This is a genomic window from Enterococcus sp. AZ077 (genome assembly GCF_051714965.1).
Classification (GTDB): Bacteria; Bacillota; Bacilli; order Lactobacillales; family Enterococcaceae; genus Enterococcus_B; species Enterococcus_B hirae.
The window spans coordinates 1,100,920-1,115,671 of record NZ_JBIOSX010000001.1; the positions used below are offsets into that span (position 1 = coordinate 1,100,920).

Sequence of the window (14,752 nt, forward strand, 5' to 3'; positions counted from 1 at the left end):
AATATAGTAGGAACATGTCAATGGAAAGGAGTCCATTCAGTAATGGCATATAAATATTTAGTGATTGTGGAATCACCTGCAAAGGCCAAAACCATTGAAAAATATCTTGGTCGTAATTATAAAGTAATGGCCAGTGTCGGTCATATACGTGATTTACCTAAAAGTAAAATGGGAATTGATGTCGAAAACAACTATGAACCCCATTATATTTCAATTCGCGGAAAAGGCGATGTGATAAAAAGTTTAAAATCAGCAGCAAAAAAAGCGCAAAAAGTTTATCTTGCAAGTGACCCGGATAGAGAAGGGGAAGCAATTGCTTGGCATTTAGCCTATTTACTAGGTTTAGATTTATCAGAAAAAAATCGTGTGGTTTTTAACGAAATTACTAAGGAAGCGGTAAAAGCAGCCTTCAAGGAACCAAGAACGATCGACGTGGATTTAGTGGATGCCCAACAAGCAAGACGGGCGTTAGACCGCTTGGTGGGCTACTCCATCAGTCCGATCCTATGGCGCAAAGTCAAAAAAGGATTAAGTGCTGGAAGAGTACAGTCTATTGCATTAAAAATTATCATTGATCGTGAAAAAGAAATCCGTGATTTCATTCCAGAAGAATACTGGAGCATTGACGGTAATTTCAAAAAAACACGTAAAAAATTTAAAGCAAACTTTTGGGGAATTGATGGTAAGAAAAAGAAATTGCCTGATGCCCAATCCGTAAAAGAAGTTACTGATCGTATTGATGGACCAGATTTCACCGTTCAAAAAGTCGAAAAGAAAGAACGGAAACGAAATCCAGCAAACCCATTTACTACGAGTAGCCTACAACAAGAAGCTGCTAGAAAATTGAATTTTAGAACACGGAAAACGATGATGGTTGCGCAACAATTATATGAAGGGATCTCCTTAGGTAAGCAAGGGACTGTAGGTTTGATCACATATATGCGTACCGATTCAACACGGATCGCTGAGACTGCGAAAGCAGAAGCGGCTACCTTCATCGAAGAAACTTACGGGAAAGAATTTTCAAGTCATGCACAACGCAAAATCAAAAATGCGCAAGGTGCGCAAGACGCCCATGAAGCAGTTCGCCCGACAAGTGTCCTACGTACTCCTGAGGAAATCAAACAATATTTAGACAAGGACCAATTAAAACTCTACACCCTTATTTGGTCACGATTTGTTGCTAGTCAAATGACACCAGCGATATTAGATACCATGAAAGTTACCTTAGAACAAAATGGCGTACTTTTTATTGCGAATGGCTCTAAAGTTAAATTTAAAGGGTTCATGCAAGTCTATGTTGAAGGCAGAGATGATGGGAAAGAAGATAAAGAAAATATCTTACCAGAACTAGCACAAGGGGACATTGTTCAATCAGTGGACATTGAACCGAAGCAACATTTCACGCAACCGCCAGCAAGATTCAGTGAAGCAACTTTAATCCGTGCTTTGGAAGAAAATGGTGTGGGACGTCCTTCCACTTATGCGCCAACGCTGGATACGATCCAACGACGTTACTATGTTAAATTGACTCAAAAACGCTTCGAACCAACTGAATTGGGTGAAATCGTCAATTCTTTGATTTGTGATTTCTTCCCCCAAATCGTCGATATCCATTTTACCGCTGAAATGGAAGGTGATTTGGATAAAATTGAAGAAGGAAAAGAAGCGTGGATCGAAGTGGTGGACCGTTTCTACAAACCATTTGAAAAAGAATTGACCAATGCAGAAGAAAAAATCGAAAAAATTCAAATCAAAGATGAACCGGCTGGATTTGACTGTGATATTTGTGGGCATCCGATGGTTATAAAATTAGGAAAGTATGGTAAATTTTATGCATGTAGTAATTTTCCTGATTGTCGAAATACGAAACCAATCGTTAAAGAGATCGGTGTGACTTGTCCAGTTTGTCATGAGGGTCAGGTGATTGAACGCAAGTCTAAGAAAAACCGAATCTTTTACGGGTGTTCACGTTTTCCAGACTGTGACTTTACTTCTTGGGACAAACCAGTAGGACGAAATTGTCCGAAATGTGACCAGTATTTAGTTGAAAAGAAAGTCAAAGGCGGAAAACAAGTCGTATGTATCAATGGCGACTATGAAGAAGACATTCAAAAATAAAATGAGAAGAGGTCTTTATTTGAAAACTGTTAATGTAATAGGTGCAGGATTAGCTGGAAGTGAAGCAGCTTGGCAAGTCGCTCAAGCAGGTGTTCCTGTTCGTTTATACGAGATGCGCCCAGTGAAATCAACAGAAGCACACCATACAAGTAATTTTGCAGAGTTAGTCTGTTCCAACTCCTTGAGAGGGAATAGTTTAGCAAATGCAGTAGGTTTATTAAAAGAAGAAATGCGACGGTTAAATTCAGTCGTGATCACTTCAGCTGATGAAACAGCTGTTCCAGCTGGCGGTGCCTTAGCAGTGGATCGGGATTCTTTTTCTGAGACGATCACACGTAAAGTCAAAGAACACCCGCTAGTAATAGTCATCAATGAAGAAATCACTGAAATTCCAGAAGGGATCACGATCATTGCTACTGGTCCCTTAACCTCTCACCCGTTAGCTGAAAGTATTAAAGCATTCAATGGTTCTGACGGATTCTATTTTTATGATGCAGCAGCACCGATCGTAGACAAAGCAACGATCGATATGGATAAAGTCTATTTAAAATCACGCTATGATAAAGGGGAAGCAGCTTATCTAAACTGTCCAATGACTGAAGAAGAGTTTAAAGCATTCCACGAAGCTTTAACAACAGCTGAAGTAGCCGAACTTAAATCATTTGAAAAAGAAAAATACTTTGAAGGCTGTATGCCGATCGAAGTGATGGCTCAGCGTGGCTTTAAAACAATGCTGTTTGGTCCAATGAAACCAGTTGGATTAGAAGATCCAAAAACCGGTAAACGCCCTTATGCGGTGATCCAGTTACGTCAGGACAATGCCGCTGCCTCATTGTATAACATCGTTGGTTTCCAAACGCACTTAAAATGGGGAGAACAAAAACGGGTTTTCCGTATGATCCCAGGTTTAGAAAACGCAGAATTTGTCCGTTATGGTGTAATGCACCGCAACAGTTTTATGAATTCACCAGAATTATTGAAACCAACTTATCAATCAACGAAGCGTGAAGACTTGTTCTTTGCAGGACAAATGACTGGTGTGGAAGGTTATGTTGAAAGTGCAGCTAGTGGTTTGCTTGCAGGGATCAATGCTGCTCGTTTAGCTAAAGAAAGTGAGCCGATTGAGTTTCCACGAGAAACAGCGATTGGGAGTATGGCGTATTATATTACACATGCTGAAGGAAAACATTTCCAACCAATGAATGCGAATTATGGTTTGTTCCCTGAATTACCAGAGCGCATTCGTGACAAAAAAACACGTTATGAAGCGATTGCTCAAAGAGCACTTCAGGCAAATGAACAAATAAAAAAAGAATTAATTGATGAAGTAACAGCTCAGTAACATGAAGTGAGCCCGGGACAAAGGTGTTCCGGGCTCTTTACTAGGCATAAAATAAATATACAACACATCTTTTATTTGCAGTGTTCCAAAAAAAATTTTTTCTTTTGGTAAAAAATGAGTAAATATCAGATTAAAAAAAAGGTCGTAATCTAAGAATTTTGTCAAATTAATTGTTTCAATTGTGAACAAACTTAGAAATATTGATTAAATTCTGACAATTTATTTGTTTTTTTAATTTTGCTATGCTAAATTTATCTCTGGGATTAAAAGGAAGGTGATAAAATGCTAGAACAAACGTGGAAAGATAAGTTTTTACGTTATTTAATCGTGGAACGTGGTTACTCTGAAAAAACACGAGAAGCATACGAGGAAGACCTCACTAATTTTGAAAGATTTCTTACAGAATCAGGAGAGGATGATTTATTAAAAATCAATCACTTAGATGTTCGAGTGTATTTAAGTTACCTAACTGATGAAAGATATAGCAGAAATTCGATCAGTCGTAAGATTGCAAGTCTGCGCTCTTTTTATCAATACCTTTTAAAAGAAGAAGTGATCAAAGAAAATCCTTTTTCTTATGTCCACCTAAAAAAGAAAAATTTGAAACTACCTCGCTTTTTTTATGAGAATGAAATGCAAGCATTATTTGACAGTGTCAAAGGAGAAAAACCTTTAGATTTAAGGAACCAAGCGCTATTAGAAGTTCTTTACGGTTCGGGGATTCGATTAAGCGAGTGCAGTAATTTGAAACTAGCAGAAATCGATTTCGACTCCGAAGTCATGTTGATTCATGGTAAAGGGAATAAAGAACGGTATGCACCACTTGGTTCATTCGCACAAGATGCCTTACAAGAGTATTTTGAAAAAGGGCGAAAGGTTTTGATGGATAAATACCACAAGAGTCATGACTATGTTTTTGTGAACCATCATGGTGAACCAATTACGCCAACAGGGATCGAGTATGTATTGAATCAAGTGATTAAAAAGAGTAGTTTAGATAGTTCGATCCATCCACATATGCTGCGGCATACCTTTGCTACACACTTGCTGAATAATGGTGCAGATATGCGGACAGTTCAAGAGCTGTTGGGTCATGCTAATCTATCTACTACACAGATCTATGCTCACGTGACAAAAGAAAGTTTACAAAAAAATTATCGCTCGTTTCATCCAAGAGCGTAATAGAAAAGGATCAGTAATCTTAATTGGGAGGAAATAACTATGGTAGAATCACAATTTCATTCAACGACGATTTGTGCCGTTGAAAAAGATGGAAAATTTGCAATGGCAGGTGACGGTCAAGTTACAATGGGCGAATCCGTGGTGATGAAAGGAAGCGCAAGAAAAGTCCGTCGAATCTATAATGATGAAGTCATCGTAGGATTTGCTGGAAGTGTCGCAGACGCATTTACATTGGAAGAAAAATTTGAAGGCAAATTAAATGAATACAATGGTAATTTACAGCGAGCTGCAGTGGAATTAGCGCAAGAATGGCGGACACAACAGTCCATGCAAAAACTAGAAGCAATGTTGATCGTAATGAATGAAAAAGAAATGTTATTAGTTTCAGGTACTGGGGAAGTGATTGCACCAGATGATGGAATTTTGGCAATTGGTTCAGGAGGGAATTTTGCATTAGCTGCTGCTCGAGCAATGAAGAACTACGCACAAAACGACATGAGTGCCAAAGAAATCGCAGAGAATGCATTGAATATTGCAGCAGACATTTGTATCTTTACAAATCATAATATTATTGTGGAAGAATTATAGAGGTGAAGAAGAATGTATGAATTAAAACAAACACCAAGACAAATCGTTAATGAATTAGATCAATATATCATTGGACAACAAGCAGCTAAAAAATCAGTTGCGGTCGCTTTGCGCAATCGCTATCGCCGTTTACAATTAGATGAAAAAATGCAACAAGATATCACACCTAAAAATATGCTGATGATCGGACCAACAGGGGTAGGGAAGACAGAGATCGCTCGCCGATTGGCAAAAATCGTCAACGCTCCTTTCGTGAAAGTAGAAGCAACGAAATTTACAGAAGTAGGTTATGTTGGTCGAGATGTGGAGTCGATGGTTCGTGATCTAGTAGAAAATGCGATCCAGATCGTTGAAAAAGAACAATATAGCCGTGTATATACTGAAGCTAAGAAAAGAGCAGAAAAACGATTAGTAAAAGTGCTGGTTCCTGGAATTAAAAAAGAACAAAAACAAACAGGAAATCAATTTGAACAAATGATGAATATGTTCAATGTTGCGCAACAAAATACAGCAGAACCGCAAGAAGAAGTGACTGAAGAAATCCGTATCAATCGGAAAACGGTTCTAGAACAATTACAAAAAGGTTTACTTGATAACCGTCAAGTAACAATCGAAATAGAAGAACAAAAGAAACCAGCTCCAATGATGAACAATGGTTTGGAACAGATGGGCATTGATTTAAATGAAACATTAGGGGCGCTAACACCGAAGAAAAAGGTTGAGCGCACGTTAGCAGTAAAAGATGCACTTGAACTGTTGATCAAAGAAGAATCAAGTAAACTAGTCAAAGATGCTGACATCCATAGTGAAGCCATTCAATTAGCACAATCAAGCGGGATCATTTTTATTGATGAAATCGATAAAATCACTTCAAAATCACAACAATCTGGTGAAGTATCACGTGAAGGCGTCCAAAGAGATATCCTGCCAATCGTTGAAGGTTCACAAGTGAACACGAAGTATGGAGTTATCCAAACGGATCACGTCTTATTTATTGCTTCTGGTGCCTTCCATTTATCAAAACCAAGTGATCTGATTCCAGAATTGCAAGGACGGTTTCCAATACGTGTAGAATTAGATGATTTAACTGCAGATGACTTTATTAAGATCTTGACTGAACCAAACAATGCACTGATCAAACAATACGTAGCATTGATTGGCACAGAAAATGTTTCAGTTATCTTTACGAAAGAAGCAATTGAGAAAATCGCTCAAATCGCTTATGATGTAAATCGCGATACGGATAATATCGGAGCTAGACGTTTGCACACGATCTTAGAAAAATTGTTAGAAGACTTATTGTTTGAAGCACCTGACATGCAAATGGGAGAAATCACGATTACGGAAGCATATGTAGAAGAAAAATTAGGTTCGATTGTAGCAAATGAAGATTTAAGTCGTTTTATTTTATAAAATCGGAGGAAGAAAATGACGGATTTATTAACAAAAACCCGCAATATCAACAAATTATTACAACAAAAAAATACTTTCGATCTGCGAGCTGATTTACCTTACGATAAAATGGCTGTGACATTAGGTGCTATTTTAGATAGTAACGTCTATATCATTAGCAGTGAAGGAGTCTTATTAGGCTATGATGAACGTCATGATGTCAACAATGAACGGATAAAAATGATGTTTGTTGAAAAGCAATTTCCCGATTCTTATACTGACACAGTTGATCAATTGAACAAAACGGAAGCTAATATTCCGATCAGTAGTGAAATGACTGCTTTTCCTTTTGAAGCAAGAGAAAAATACCCATTTGGTTTGACGACAGTAGTCCCTATTTTTGGTGCTGGCGAGCGGTTAGGAACCATTATTTTATCAAGGATGGAACAAGCCTTTACCGATGAAGACCTAGTGTTAGCTGAATATGGTGCGACGGTAGTCGGTATGCAGATCCTTTATCAAAAATCACGTAGTATTGAAGCGGATGTCAGAAGTGCAACAGCTGTCCAAATGGCGATCAATACTTTGTCTTACAGCGAATTGAAGGCAGTTCAAGCGATTTTCGATGCCTTAGAAGGCGATGAAGGACGTTTAACAGCATCCAATATTGCGGATAAAATTGGGATCACTCGCTCAGTGATCGTCAATGCATTACGTAAATTAGAGTCAGCTGGGATCATTGAATCACGCTCCCTTGGGATGAAAGGGACGTATTTAAAAGTTCTAAATTCCAGATTCAAAGAGGAATTAACAAAACACAGTTACTAAAAATCTATGACTGATTGATTAGATGAATCTATTCAGTAGGATCGAAGTAAACAAAAAGAGTCTCCTTTAGGTTTTCTTTTCGCTGAAACACACGAGTAATGCCAAGGATGATTCGGATACTTCTTGTTGGAAAAAATAAGAATAGCTTAGGACCTGAGACTAGCTATCTCAGGTCCTAAGATTTAACGGTGGAGGAATTATAATGACTGTAATCATTCAAAATGATCAATTGATTGCTGAAATTGCTGAACATGGAGCAGAATTGGTCAGTTTAAAATCAAAGGATAATAATCTTGAGTATATTTGGCAAGCTGATCCAGCGTATTGGGGAAGACATGCGCCCGTTTTATTTCCATTTGTTGGAAGATTAAAGGATGACCAATACACGTACCAAGGAAAGACTTATTCAATGGGGCAACATGGCTTTGCGAGAGATATGGATTTTGAAGTAATCGAACATGGTCAAGAATTAGCCAGTTTTTTGTTAAGAAGCACACCCGAGACCAAAAAAAATTATCCTTTTGATTTTGAATTAGTGATTTCTTATGAATTAGGTGGAGATGGGATCACCGTTCATTATCAAGTGGCTAATACTGGAGAAGAAGAAATGTTCTTTTCGATTGGGGGTCACCCAGCCTTTAATGTTCCTCTGGAAGAAGGATTGACTTTTGATGATTTTTACCTTGCGTTTTCACCTAAAAAATCACGTTTACGTTTACCTTTAAGTGGGCCATATATCGACATGGAACAAAAAACACTTGGACAAACAAATACCAACCTTGCATTAGTACACGATCTTTTTGAAAATGATGCACTAGTATTTGAAACGAAAGGATTGAACGCTTATGCCATCCGTAGTGAAAAATCTAGCCACAGTGTGACATTGAGTTATAAAGATATGCCATATGTTGGGATTTGGTCACCTTATCCAAAAGAAGCGCCTTTTGTTTGTATCGAACCTTGGTGTGGTATTGCAGATACAGTAAACAGCTCGGGAGAATTGATGGAAAAAGCTGGAATCAATCAACTAGGCGCACATGAAATTTTTCAAACAAAATATTCGATTACAGTAAAATAGTGGTTATCCTAAAGTTGTTTGATTTCAATTAATCAGAGGAAATCAGGTATAATGATTCATGTTCCCTTTATTTTGCTAATCGTTTCTTTTCGCTTCTTAACGAATCAATCATTTAAAAGCTAAAAAAACAGTTGGCTGATTAGTCAACTGTTTTTCTCTCAGGTCAATATTTTTTCTTACTACTATTCAATCCGAAGGGGATACGACTTTCTGTATGGTTTTTGATTCGTAGGATATTCTCTTTATGGCGATAGAAAATAAAGGCAGAAACTAAAAATGCAATGATCGTCAATAGCCAGTTTTGCTTAGGCAAGATACTAGGTGCGATGTAAGGAAGGATAATCGTTGATAAAGTGATCAAAGTTGCACTGATCATACTTGTTAAACTTACCATACTAGTACAAAAGAGCGTAACAACGAAGATGATACTGGAATAGATAAAAAATAGAGGATTGAATCCAAGTAACATTCCAGCACTTGTTGCAACTGCTTTGCCTCCTTTGAAGCCAGCGAAAATAGGGAACGTATGACCTAAGATCGCACAAACACCAAACCATAGGGGATTAATGGTTGTAACGTGGAAAATAACTGGTAAGCAAGTTGCCAAGGTTCCTTTCAAGATATCCATGAACAACACAATTGTACCTGCTGTTTTTCCTAAAACTCTAAAAGTATTGGTGGTGCCAGTATTTCCGCTACCATGTTGGCGGATATCTTTTTTGAAAAATAATTTACCTATCCAAACCCCCGAAGGAATCGAGCCTAGAAGATAGGCAAGTACCAATAATAAAATTAATTTCATTGTTCTACCTCTTTCAATTTGAAACTAATGTTTATTTTAGCATGAATAAAGTACGTGAACAATTGGAAATACTTGAAAGAGTGAACGAAAGGGAGTATTATTTATGTCATTTGAAAATCCAACACAAGAAAAAATCTTCGATTATTTAAAAACAGCAAAAACGATTGCAATTGTTGGTTTGAGTAATAAGGAAGAACGAACAAGTTACCAAATTGCTCGATTTCTGCAAGAACGGGGATATCGTATCATTCCGGTGAACCCATTATTAGCAGGAGAGATCATTTTAGGCGAAAAGGTCTATGCGTCGCTACAGGAAATCCAAGAACCGATCGATATCGTGGATATTTTTCGGCGTAGTGAATTTTTGCCAGAGGTAGCTGCTGACTTTTTACAGACTCAAGCAAAAGTATTTTGGGCGCAATTAGGTATCGCAAATGAAGAAGCAGCAAACAAGCTTCAATCAGCAAATCGCAAAGATATCGTCATGGATCGTTGTATAAAAATCGAGTGGAACAATATGAACGAAAAAGATAACTAAATGTTTGCATTTTAAATAACATGAAATATTTAATCGACAAGACAAAAGCGAACAATAGGATAAAAAAGATGGTATTCTCAAAGGTTAGTTAGTAATTAAGTTTTAATTCTTTCCTAACCTCTTTTTTTTCATGCGTATTTCTAGTATGATTATCGTGATGCGGTTTTAACCGTAAAGTATTATTGAAGGAGCGTTTGCCTTGGCAAAAAAAGTAAAGAACGAATATAATGATGCATCGATCCAGGTTCTTGAAGGATTAGAGGCAGTTAGAAAACGACCAGGAATGTATATCGGGTCAACGGATAGCCGGGGCTTACATCATTTAGTCTATGAGATCGTTGACAATGCGGTTGATGAAGCTTTATCTGGATATGGAAATGAAATTGATGTAACCATTCATGAAGACAATAGTATCACTGTGACAGATAGCGGTCGTGGTATGCCAGTTGGGATGCATGCTTCTGGTATCCCCACAGTTGAAGTGATTTTTACTGTACTACATGCCGGCGGAAAGTTCGGTCAAGGAGGATACAAGACCTCAGGGGGACTACACGGTGTCGGAGCAAGTGTGGTCAATGCTTTATCAAAATGGTTGGTTGTTACAATCGTCCGTGATGGGATTGAATACCAACAAAAATTCAGCAATGGTGGTAAGCCTGATGGTACACTGAAAAAAATCGGGAAAACCAAGAAATCCAATGGAACGACAGTTCATTTCTTACCAGATGACACGATCTTTTCCACTACTAAATTTTCTTATGATATTTTATCTGAACGTTTGCGAGAATCAGCTTTTCTTTTAAGAGGAGTAAAAATCACACTTTCTGATCTGCGTGGTGAAGAGCCAGTCAAGGAAGTTTTTCACTATGAAGAAGGAATCAAAGAATTTGTTGATTACCTAAACGAAGAAAAAGATACGTTGACACCAGTTGTTTATTTTTCTGGTGAAAAAGACGGTATCGAAGTCGAAGTTGCTTACCAATATAATGATGGATATTCAGAAAACGTGTTGTCATTTGTGAATAATGTCCGAACGAAAGATGGAGGCACCCATGAAGTCGGTATGAAGTCAGCGATGACGAAAGCCTACAATGAATATGCCCGAAAAGTGGGCTTACTGAAGGAACGAGATAAGAATCTCGAAGGTAGTGATTTTAGAGAAGGTTTGGCAGCCGTCCTCTCCATTCGGGTACCTGAGAATCTCTTACAATTTGAAGGACAGACAAAAGAAAAATTGGGTACACCAATTGCCCGTACAGTAGTAGATAATGTCATTGGAGAACAAATGGGCTTTTATTTACAGGAAAACAGTGAAATGAGCCAAATGCTGGTGCGAAAAGCAATCAAAGCCCGAGAAGCTCGTGAAGCTGCTCGAAAAGCCCGAGAAGAAAGCCGTAACGGAAAAAAACGTAAAAAAGGTGAATCATTACTCTCAGGGAAACTGACACCTGCTCAATCACGAAATCCGAAAAAGAATGAATTATACCTCGTGGAGGGAGACTCTGCTGGCGGTTCAGCAAAACAAGGAAGAGACCGTAAATTCCAAGCCATCTTGCCTCTTCGTGGGAAAGTGATCAACACTGAAAAAGCAAAAATGCAAGACATCTTGAAAAACGAAGAAATCAATACGATGATCTATACGATCGGTTCAGGTGTTGGACCTGAGTTTTCAATTGAAGATTGCAATTATGACAAAATTATTATCATGACCGATGCGGATACCGATGGTGCACATATTCAAGTGCTATTACTGACGTTCTTTTATCGTTACATGAAACCATTGATTGAAGCAGGAAAAGTGTATATCGCATTACCACCGCTTTATAAGGTTTCTAAAGGTCAAGGAAAAAAACAAGTGGTCGAATATGCTTGGACAGATGATGAATTAGCAGCGACCATCAAAAAAATTGGTAAAGGCTATATGTTGCAACGCTATAAAGGTCTTGGAGAAATGAATGCAGAACAATTGTGGGAAACTACCATGGACCCAGCCTCTCGAACGTTGATTCGCGTGAGGATAGATGATGCTGCTCAAGCGGAACGTCGCGTGACGACATTAATGGGGGACAAAGTTGAACCTCGCCGAAAATGGATCGAAAATCATGTGCAATTCACGTTAGAAGAAGATGGTAGTATCTTAGATAAAAAAGAAGATATTGAAAATACAGCTACGTCCAATGAATTGTTCGATGAAGAGAAACAATCTGAATTAGTAGAAGAATAGGAGGTCACCTAATGGAAGAACGTCAAGAAGTCCAAGAACTAACCCTAGAAGAAGTGATGGGTGACCGCTTTGGACGTTACTCAAAATATATTATTCAAGAAAGAGCATTGCCAGACATCCGAGATGGATTGAAACCCGTTCAAAGACGAATTTTATTTGCGATGAATAAAGATGGCAATACTTTTGATAAAGGATTCCGTAAATCTGCCAAATCTGTCGGAAATATCATGGGGAATTATCATCCTCATGGGGACAGTAGTATTTATGAAGCCATGGTTCGGATGAGTCAGGATTGGAAGCTAAGAGAAGTACTTATAGAGATGCACGGAAATAATGGTAGTATGGATGGTGACCCACCAGCTGCTATGCGTTATACAGAAGCACGGCTCTCCCAATTAAGTGGTGAAATGTTGGCAGATATTGAAAAAAATACGGTTGATCTTGTATGGAACTTTGATGATACTGAAAAAGAACCAACTGTGTTGCCAGCGAGATATCCAAACCTATTAGTCAATGGTTCAACGGGAATTTCCGCTGGTTATGCTACGGAGATCCCTACCCATAACTTAGCAGAAGTCATTGATGGTACGATTTACCTCATTGATCATCCCCAAGCGAGTTTAGAGAAACTAATGGATTATATCCCTGGTCCTGATTTTCCTACTGGGGGAATCTTACAAGGAAAAGCAGAGATCAAAAAAGCTTATGAAACTGGACGTGGAAAAGTCATTCTGCGATCAAAGACTAAAATTGAAGCGATTAAAGGGAACAAGCAACAAATCGTGATTTCCGAGATCCCTTATGAAGTAAATAAAGCCACATTAGTGAAGAAAATGGATGAAATCCGGTTAAATAAAAAAATCGATGGCATTGCTGAAGTTAGAGATGAAAGTGACCGCACTGGATTACAGATCGTGGTTGAATTGAAAAAAGATGCTAACGCACAAGGTATCCTCAATTACCTGTTTAAAAATACTGAACTACAAATCAATTACAACTTCAATATGGTAGCTATTGATCACATGACACCGCATCAAGTGGGGTTAAAAGATATTTTAAGTAGTTATATTGATCATCGAAAACAAGTGATCACGAAACGAAGTCAATTTGATTTAGAAAAAGCACAAAAGCGCCAGCATATCGTAGAAGGTTTAATGAAAGCTTTGTCGATCTTGGATGAAGTCATTGCCACGATCCGAGAAAGTAAAGATAAGAAAAACGCGAAGCAAAATTTAGTCGAAGTTTTTCAGTTTACGGAAGAACAAGCTGAAGCAATCGTGACGTTGCAACTATATCGTCTAACAAATACGGATATTACGGAATTACGTAAAGAATCAGAAAGCTTAATAGCACAAATCACTGAATTGAACAAAATTCTATCTAATGATAAAGAATTATTCTCGGTCATGAAGAAAGAACTTCGTGAGGTCAAGAAAAAGTATGCTAATGCACGTTTAACGACAATTGAAGACGAAATCGAAGAAATCAAAATTGATACAAAAGTGTTAGTAGCACAAGAAGATGTGATTGTCAGCGTAACAAAGGAAGGTTATGTGAAACGGACTAGTCTACGTTCATATAGTGCTTCTAAACCAGAGGAAATCGGCATGAGAGAAGGGGACTATCTCTTGTATTCTGGTGAACTAAATACCTTGGATCATGTGTTGTTGATCACCAATAAGGCAAATGTCATTTATCGTCCTGTCCATGAATTGCCAGATTTAAAATGGAAAGATGCTGGAGAACATATTTCACAAACGATTGTCAATCTTTCGGTTGATGAATCGATTCTAGCTGTTTTTCCATACAAAAAAATCGAAGCAGAAAAAACATTGGTCTTCATCAGTAAAAATGGCTGGGTAAAACAAACTCGAATGACTGAATTTGAACCATGGCGTACTTATAAGAGTCGTCCGTTAAGTGGCATGAAACTCAAAAGTGACGATGATGAATTAGTGGCGTCTTACTTGGTAGAAGGTCAAACGGATTTAGATCTCTTTTTAGTCACCTACCAAGGGATGGGGTTACGATATCCATTAGAAGAAGTACCTGTGGTAGGAGCAAAAGCTGCTGGCGTTCGTTCAATCAACCTCAAAGACGAAGATACTGTCGTTAACGGGTTACTCGTTTTGACAGAAGGAGATACGCCAATCATCATCGTCACTCAACGTGGTGCGGTAAAACGGATGCTTGCGCAAGAAATTAGTCAAACCTCTCGAGCAAAACGTGGTGTTACGGTTCTACGTGAACTAAAGAAAAACCCACATCGAGTTATTCATATGTCTGAAGGAAACGCCAAAGAAATAATGATCATCAATCAAAAAGGTCAAGAGCTAATGATTGACCCAACGGATTATCCGATTGGCGATCGAACGTCTAATGGCTCATTTGCAGTTGACGAGAAAAAAGGCGGCGAAGTGATCAAAGTCATTGAGCCACCTGAAGTAGCCATTACCGATTAACTGTTATAGTTTTTTTGAAAGAAGGTAGATCTGTTTTAATACAGAACTACCTTCTTTTTTCTGATTATTAAAAAATTATAAATATTAAGATAAAAAAATATGAAAGTGTTCACAATTGCTAAAGCTTGGTATATTAGCGTTTGTTGTTATAAGTGAATAAAAACGCCATCTTTTGTTAAATAAAAAACAAGAAAA

General features: G+C 38.0%; 11 protein-coding genes. 10 read left to right on the forward strand and 1 reads right to left on the reverse strand.

Annotated elements, in window-relative coordinates; translation table 11 throughout:
• Positions 1 to 42 precede the first annotated feature (42 nt).
• The 7 genes from topA to IGL28_RS05160 all read left to right on the forward strand — a co-directional run bounded on the left by topA (position 43) and on the right by IGL28_RS05160 (position 8,531).
• Positions 43 to 2,121, forward strand: coding sequence for a type I DNA topoisomerase (gene topA, locus IGL28_RS05130; protein ID WP_010719464.1), 2,079 nt, complete (start codon positions 43 to 45; stop codon positions 2,119 to 2,121).
• Entirely contained in the window at positions 2,090 to 3,463 is a 1,374-nt protein-coding gene (trmFO, locus tag IGL28_RS05135; protein ID WP_081128694.1) for an FADH(2)-oxidizing methylenetetrahydrofolate--tRNA-(uracil(54)-C(5))-methyltransferase TrmFO, read from the forward strand. The genes topA and trmFO overlap by 32 nt, the downstream gene beginning before the upstream one ends.
• A 282-nt stretch (positions 3,464 to 3,745) precedes the next feature.
• Positions 3,746 to 4,645, forward strand: coding sequence for a tyrosine recombinase XerC (gene xerC / locus IGL28_RS05140; protein WP_010719462.1), 900 nt, complete (start codon positions 3,746 to 3,748; stop codon positions 4,643 to 4,645).
• A gap of 39 nt (positions 4,646 to 4,684) precedes the next feature.
• Positions 4,685 to 5,233, forward strand: a complete 549-nt coding sequence (hslV, locus tag IGL28_RS05145; RefSeq protein ID WP_010719461.1) for an ATP-dependent protease subunit HslV — start codon at positions 4,685 to 4,687, stop codon at positions 5,231 to 5,233.
• Positions 5,234 to 5,245: 12 nt separating this feature from the next.
• Positions 5,246 to 6,646 (forward strand): ATP-dependent protease ATPase subunit HslU, encoded by a 1,401-nt coding sequence (gene hslU, locus IGL28_RS05150; RefSeq protein ID WP_081128692.1) that lies wholly within the window; start codon positions 5,246 to 5,248, stop codon positions 6,644 to 6,646.
• A 15-nt stretch (positions 6,647 to 6,661) separates the two neighbouring features.
• Entirely contained in the window at positions 6,662 to 7,453 is a 792-nt protein-coding gene (gene codY / locus IGL28_RS05155) for a GTP-sensing pleiotropic transcriptional regulator CodY (RefSeq protein ID WP_010719459.1), read from the forward strand.
• 202 nt (positions 7,454 to 7,655) lie between these two features.
• The gene (locus IGL28_RS05160) at positions 7,656 to 8,531 is read left to right on the forward strand and encodes an aldose 1-epimerase family protein (RefSeq protein ID WP_034700304.1); all 876 of its coding nucleotides are present in this window, start codon (positions 7,656 to 7,658) and stop codon (positions 8,529 to 8,531) included.
• Positions 8,532 to 8,694: 163 nt separating this feature from the next.
• Here IGL28_RS05160 and plsY read toward each other — a convergent pair whose 3' ends face one another.
• On the reverse strand, positions 8,695 to 9,333 hold the full coding sequence (plsY, locus tag IGL28_RS05165; protein WP_081128690.1) for a glycerol-3-phosphate 1-O-acyltransferase PlsY: 639 nt from the start codon (positions 9,331 to 9,333) through the stop codon (positions 8,695 to 8,697).
• Between the two features lie 103 nt (positions 9,334 to 9,436).
• Here plsY and IGL28_RS05170 point away from each other — a divergent pair, with 103 nt between their 5' ends.
• The 3 genes from IGL28_RS05170 (at position 9,437) to parC (ending at position 14,557) form a co-directional block, all read left to right on the forward strand.
• Positions 9,437 to 9,871, forward strand: coding sequence for a CoA-binding protein (locus IGL28_RS05170; protein ID WP_010719456.1), 435 nt, complete (start codon positions 9,437 to 9,439; stop codon positions 9,869 to 9,871).
• Positions 9,872 to 10,070: 199 nt separating this feature from the next.
• A complete protein-coding gene (gene parE, locus IGL28_RS05175; protein ID WP_081128688.1) occupies positions 10,071 to 12,095 on the forward strand; it encodes a DNA topoisomerase IV subunit B in 2,025 nt (674 codons plus the stop codon).
• An 11-nt stretch (positions 12,096 to 12,106) separates the two neighbouring features.
• Positions 12,107 to 14,557 (forward strand): DNA topoisomerase IV subunit A, encoded by a 2,451-nt coding sequence (parC, locus tag IGL28_RS05180; RefSeq protein ID WP_010719454.1) that lies wholly within the window; start codon positions 12,107 to 12,109, stop codon positions 14,555 to 14,557.
• Positions 14,558 to 14,752 lie beyond the last annotated feature (195 nt).

Bases quoted from the DNA above. Each gene is read 5' to 3' on its own strand.
- trmFO (WP_081128694.1), top strand. From the start codon at position 2,090: ATGGCGACTATGAAGAAGACATTCAAAAATAAAATGAGAAGAGGTCTT.
- plsY (WP_081128690.1), bottom strand. From the start codon at position 9,333: ATGAAATTAATTTTATTATTGGTACTTGCCTATCTTCTAGGCTCGATT.
- hslU (WP_081128692.1), top strand. From the start codon at position 5,246: ATGTATGAATTAAAACAAACACCAAGACAAATCGTTAATGAATTAGAT.
- xerC (WP_010719462.1), top strand. From the start codon at position 3,746: ATGCTAGAACAAACGTGGAAAGATAAGTTTTTACGTTATTTAATCGTG.
- parC (WP_010719454.1), top strand. From the start codon at position 12,107: ATGGAAGAACGTCAAGAAGTCCAAGAACTAACCCTAGAAGAAGTGATG.
- IGL28_RS05160 (WP_034700304.1), top strand. From the start codon at position 7,656: ATGACTGTAATCATTCAAAATGATCAATTGATTGCTGAAATTGCTGAA.
- hslV (WP_010719461.1), top strand. From the start codon at position 4,685: ATGGTAGAATCACAATTTCATTCAACGACGATTTGTGCCGTTGAAAAA.
- topA (WP_010719464.1), top strand. From the start codon at position 43: ATGGCATATAAATATTTAGTGATTGTGGAATCACCTGCAAAGGCCAAA.
- codY (WP_010719459.1), top strand. From the start codon at position 6,662: ATGACGGATTTATTAACAAAAACCCGCAATATCAACAAATTATTACAA.
- IGL28_RS05170 (WP_010719456.1), top strand. From the start codon at position 9,437: ATGTCATTTGAAAATCCAACACAAGAAAAAATCTTCGATTATTTAAAA.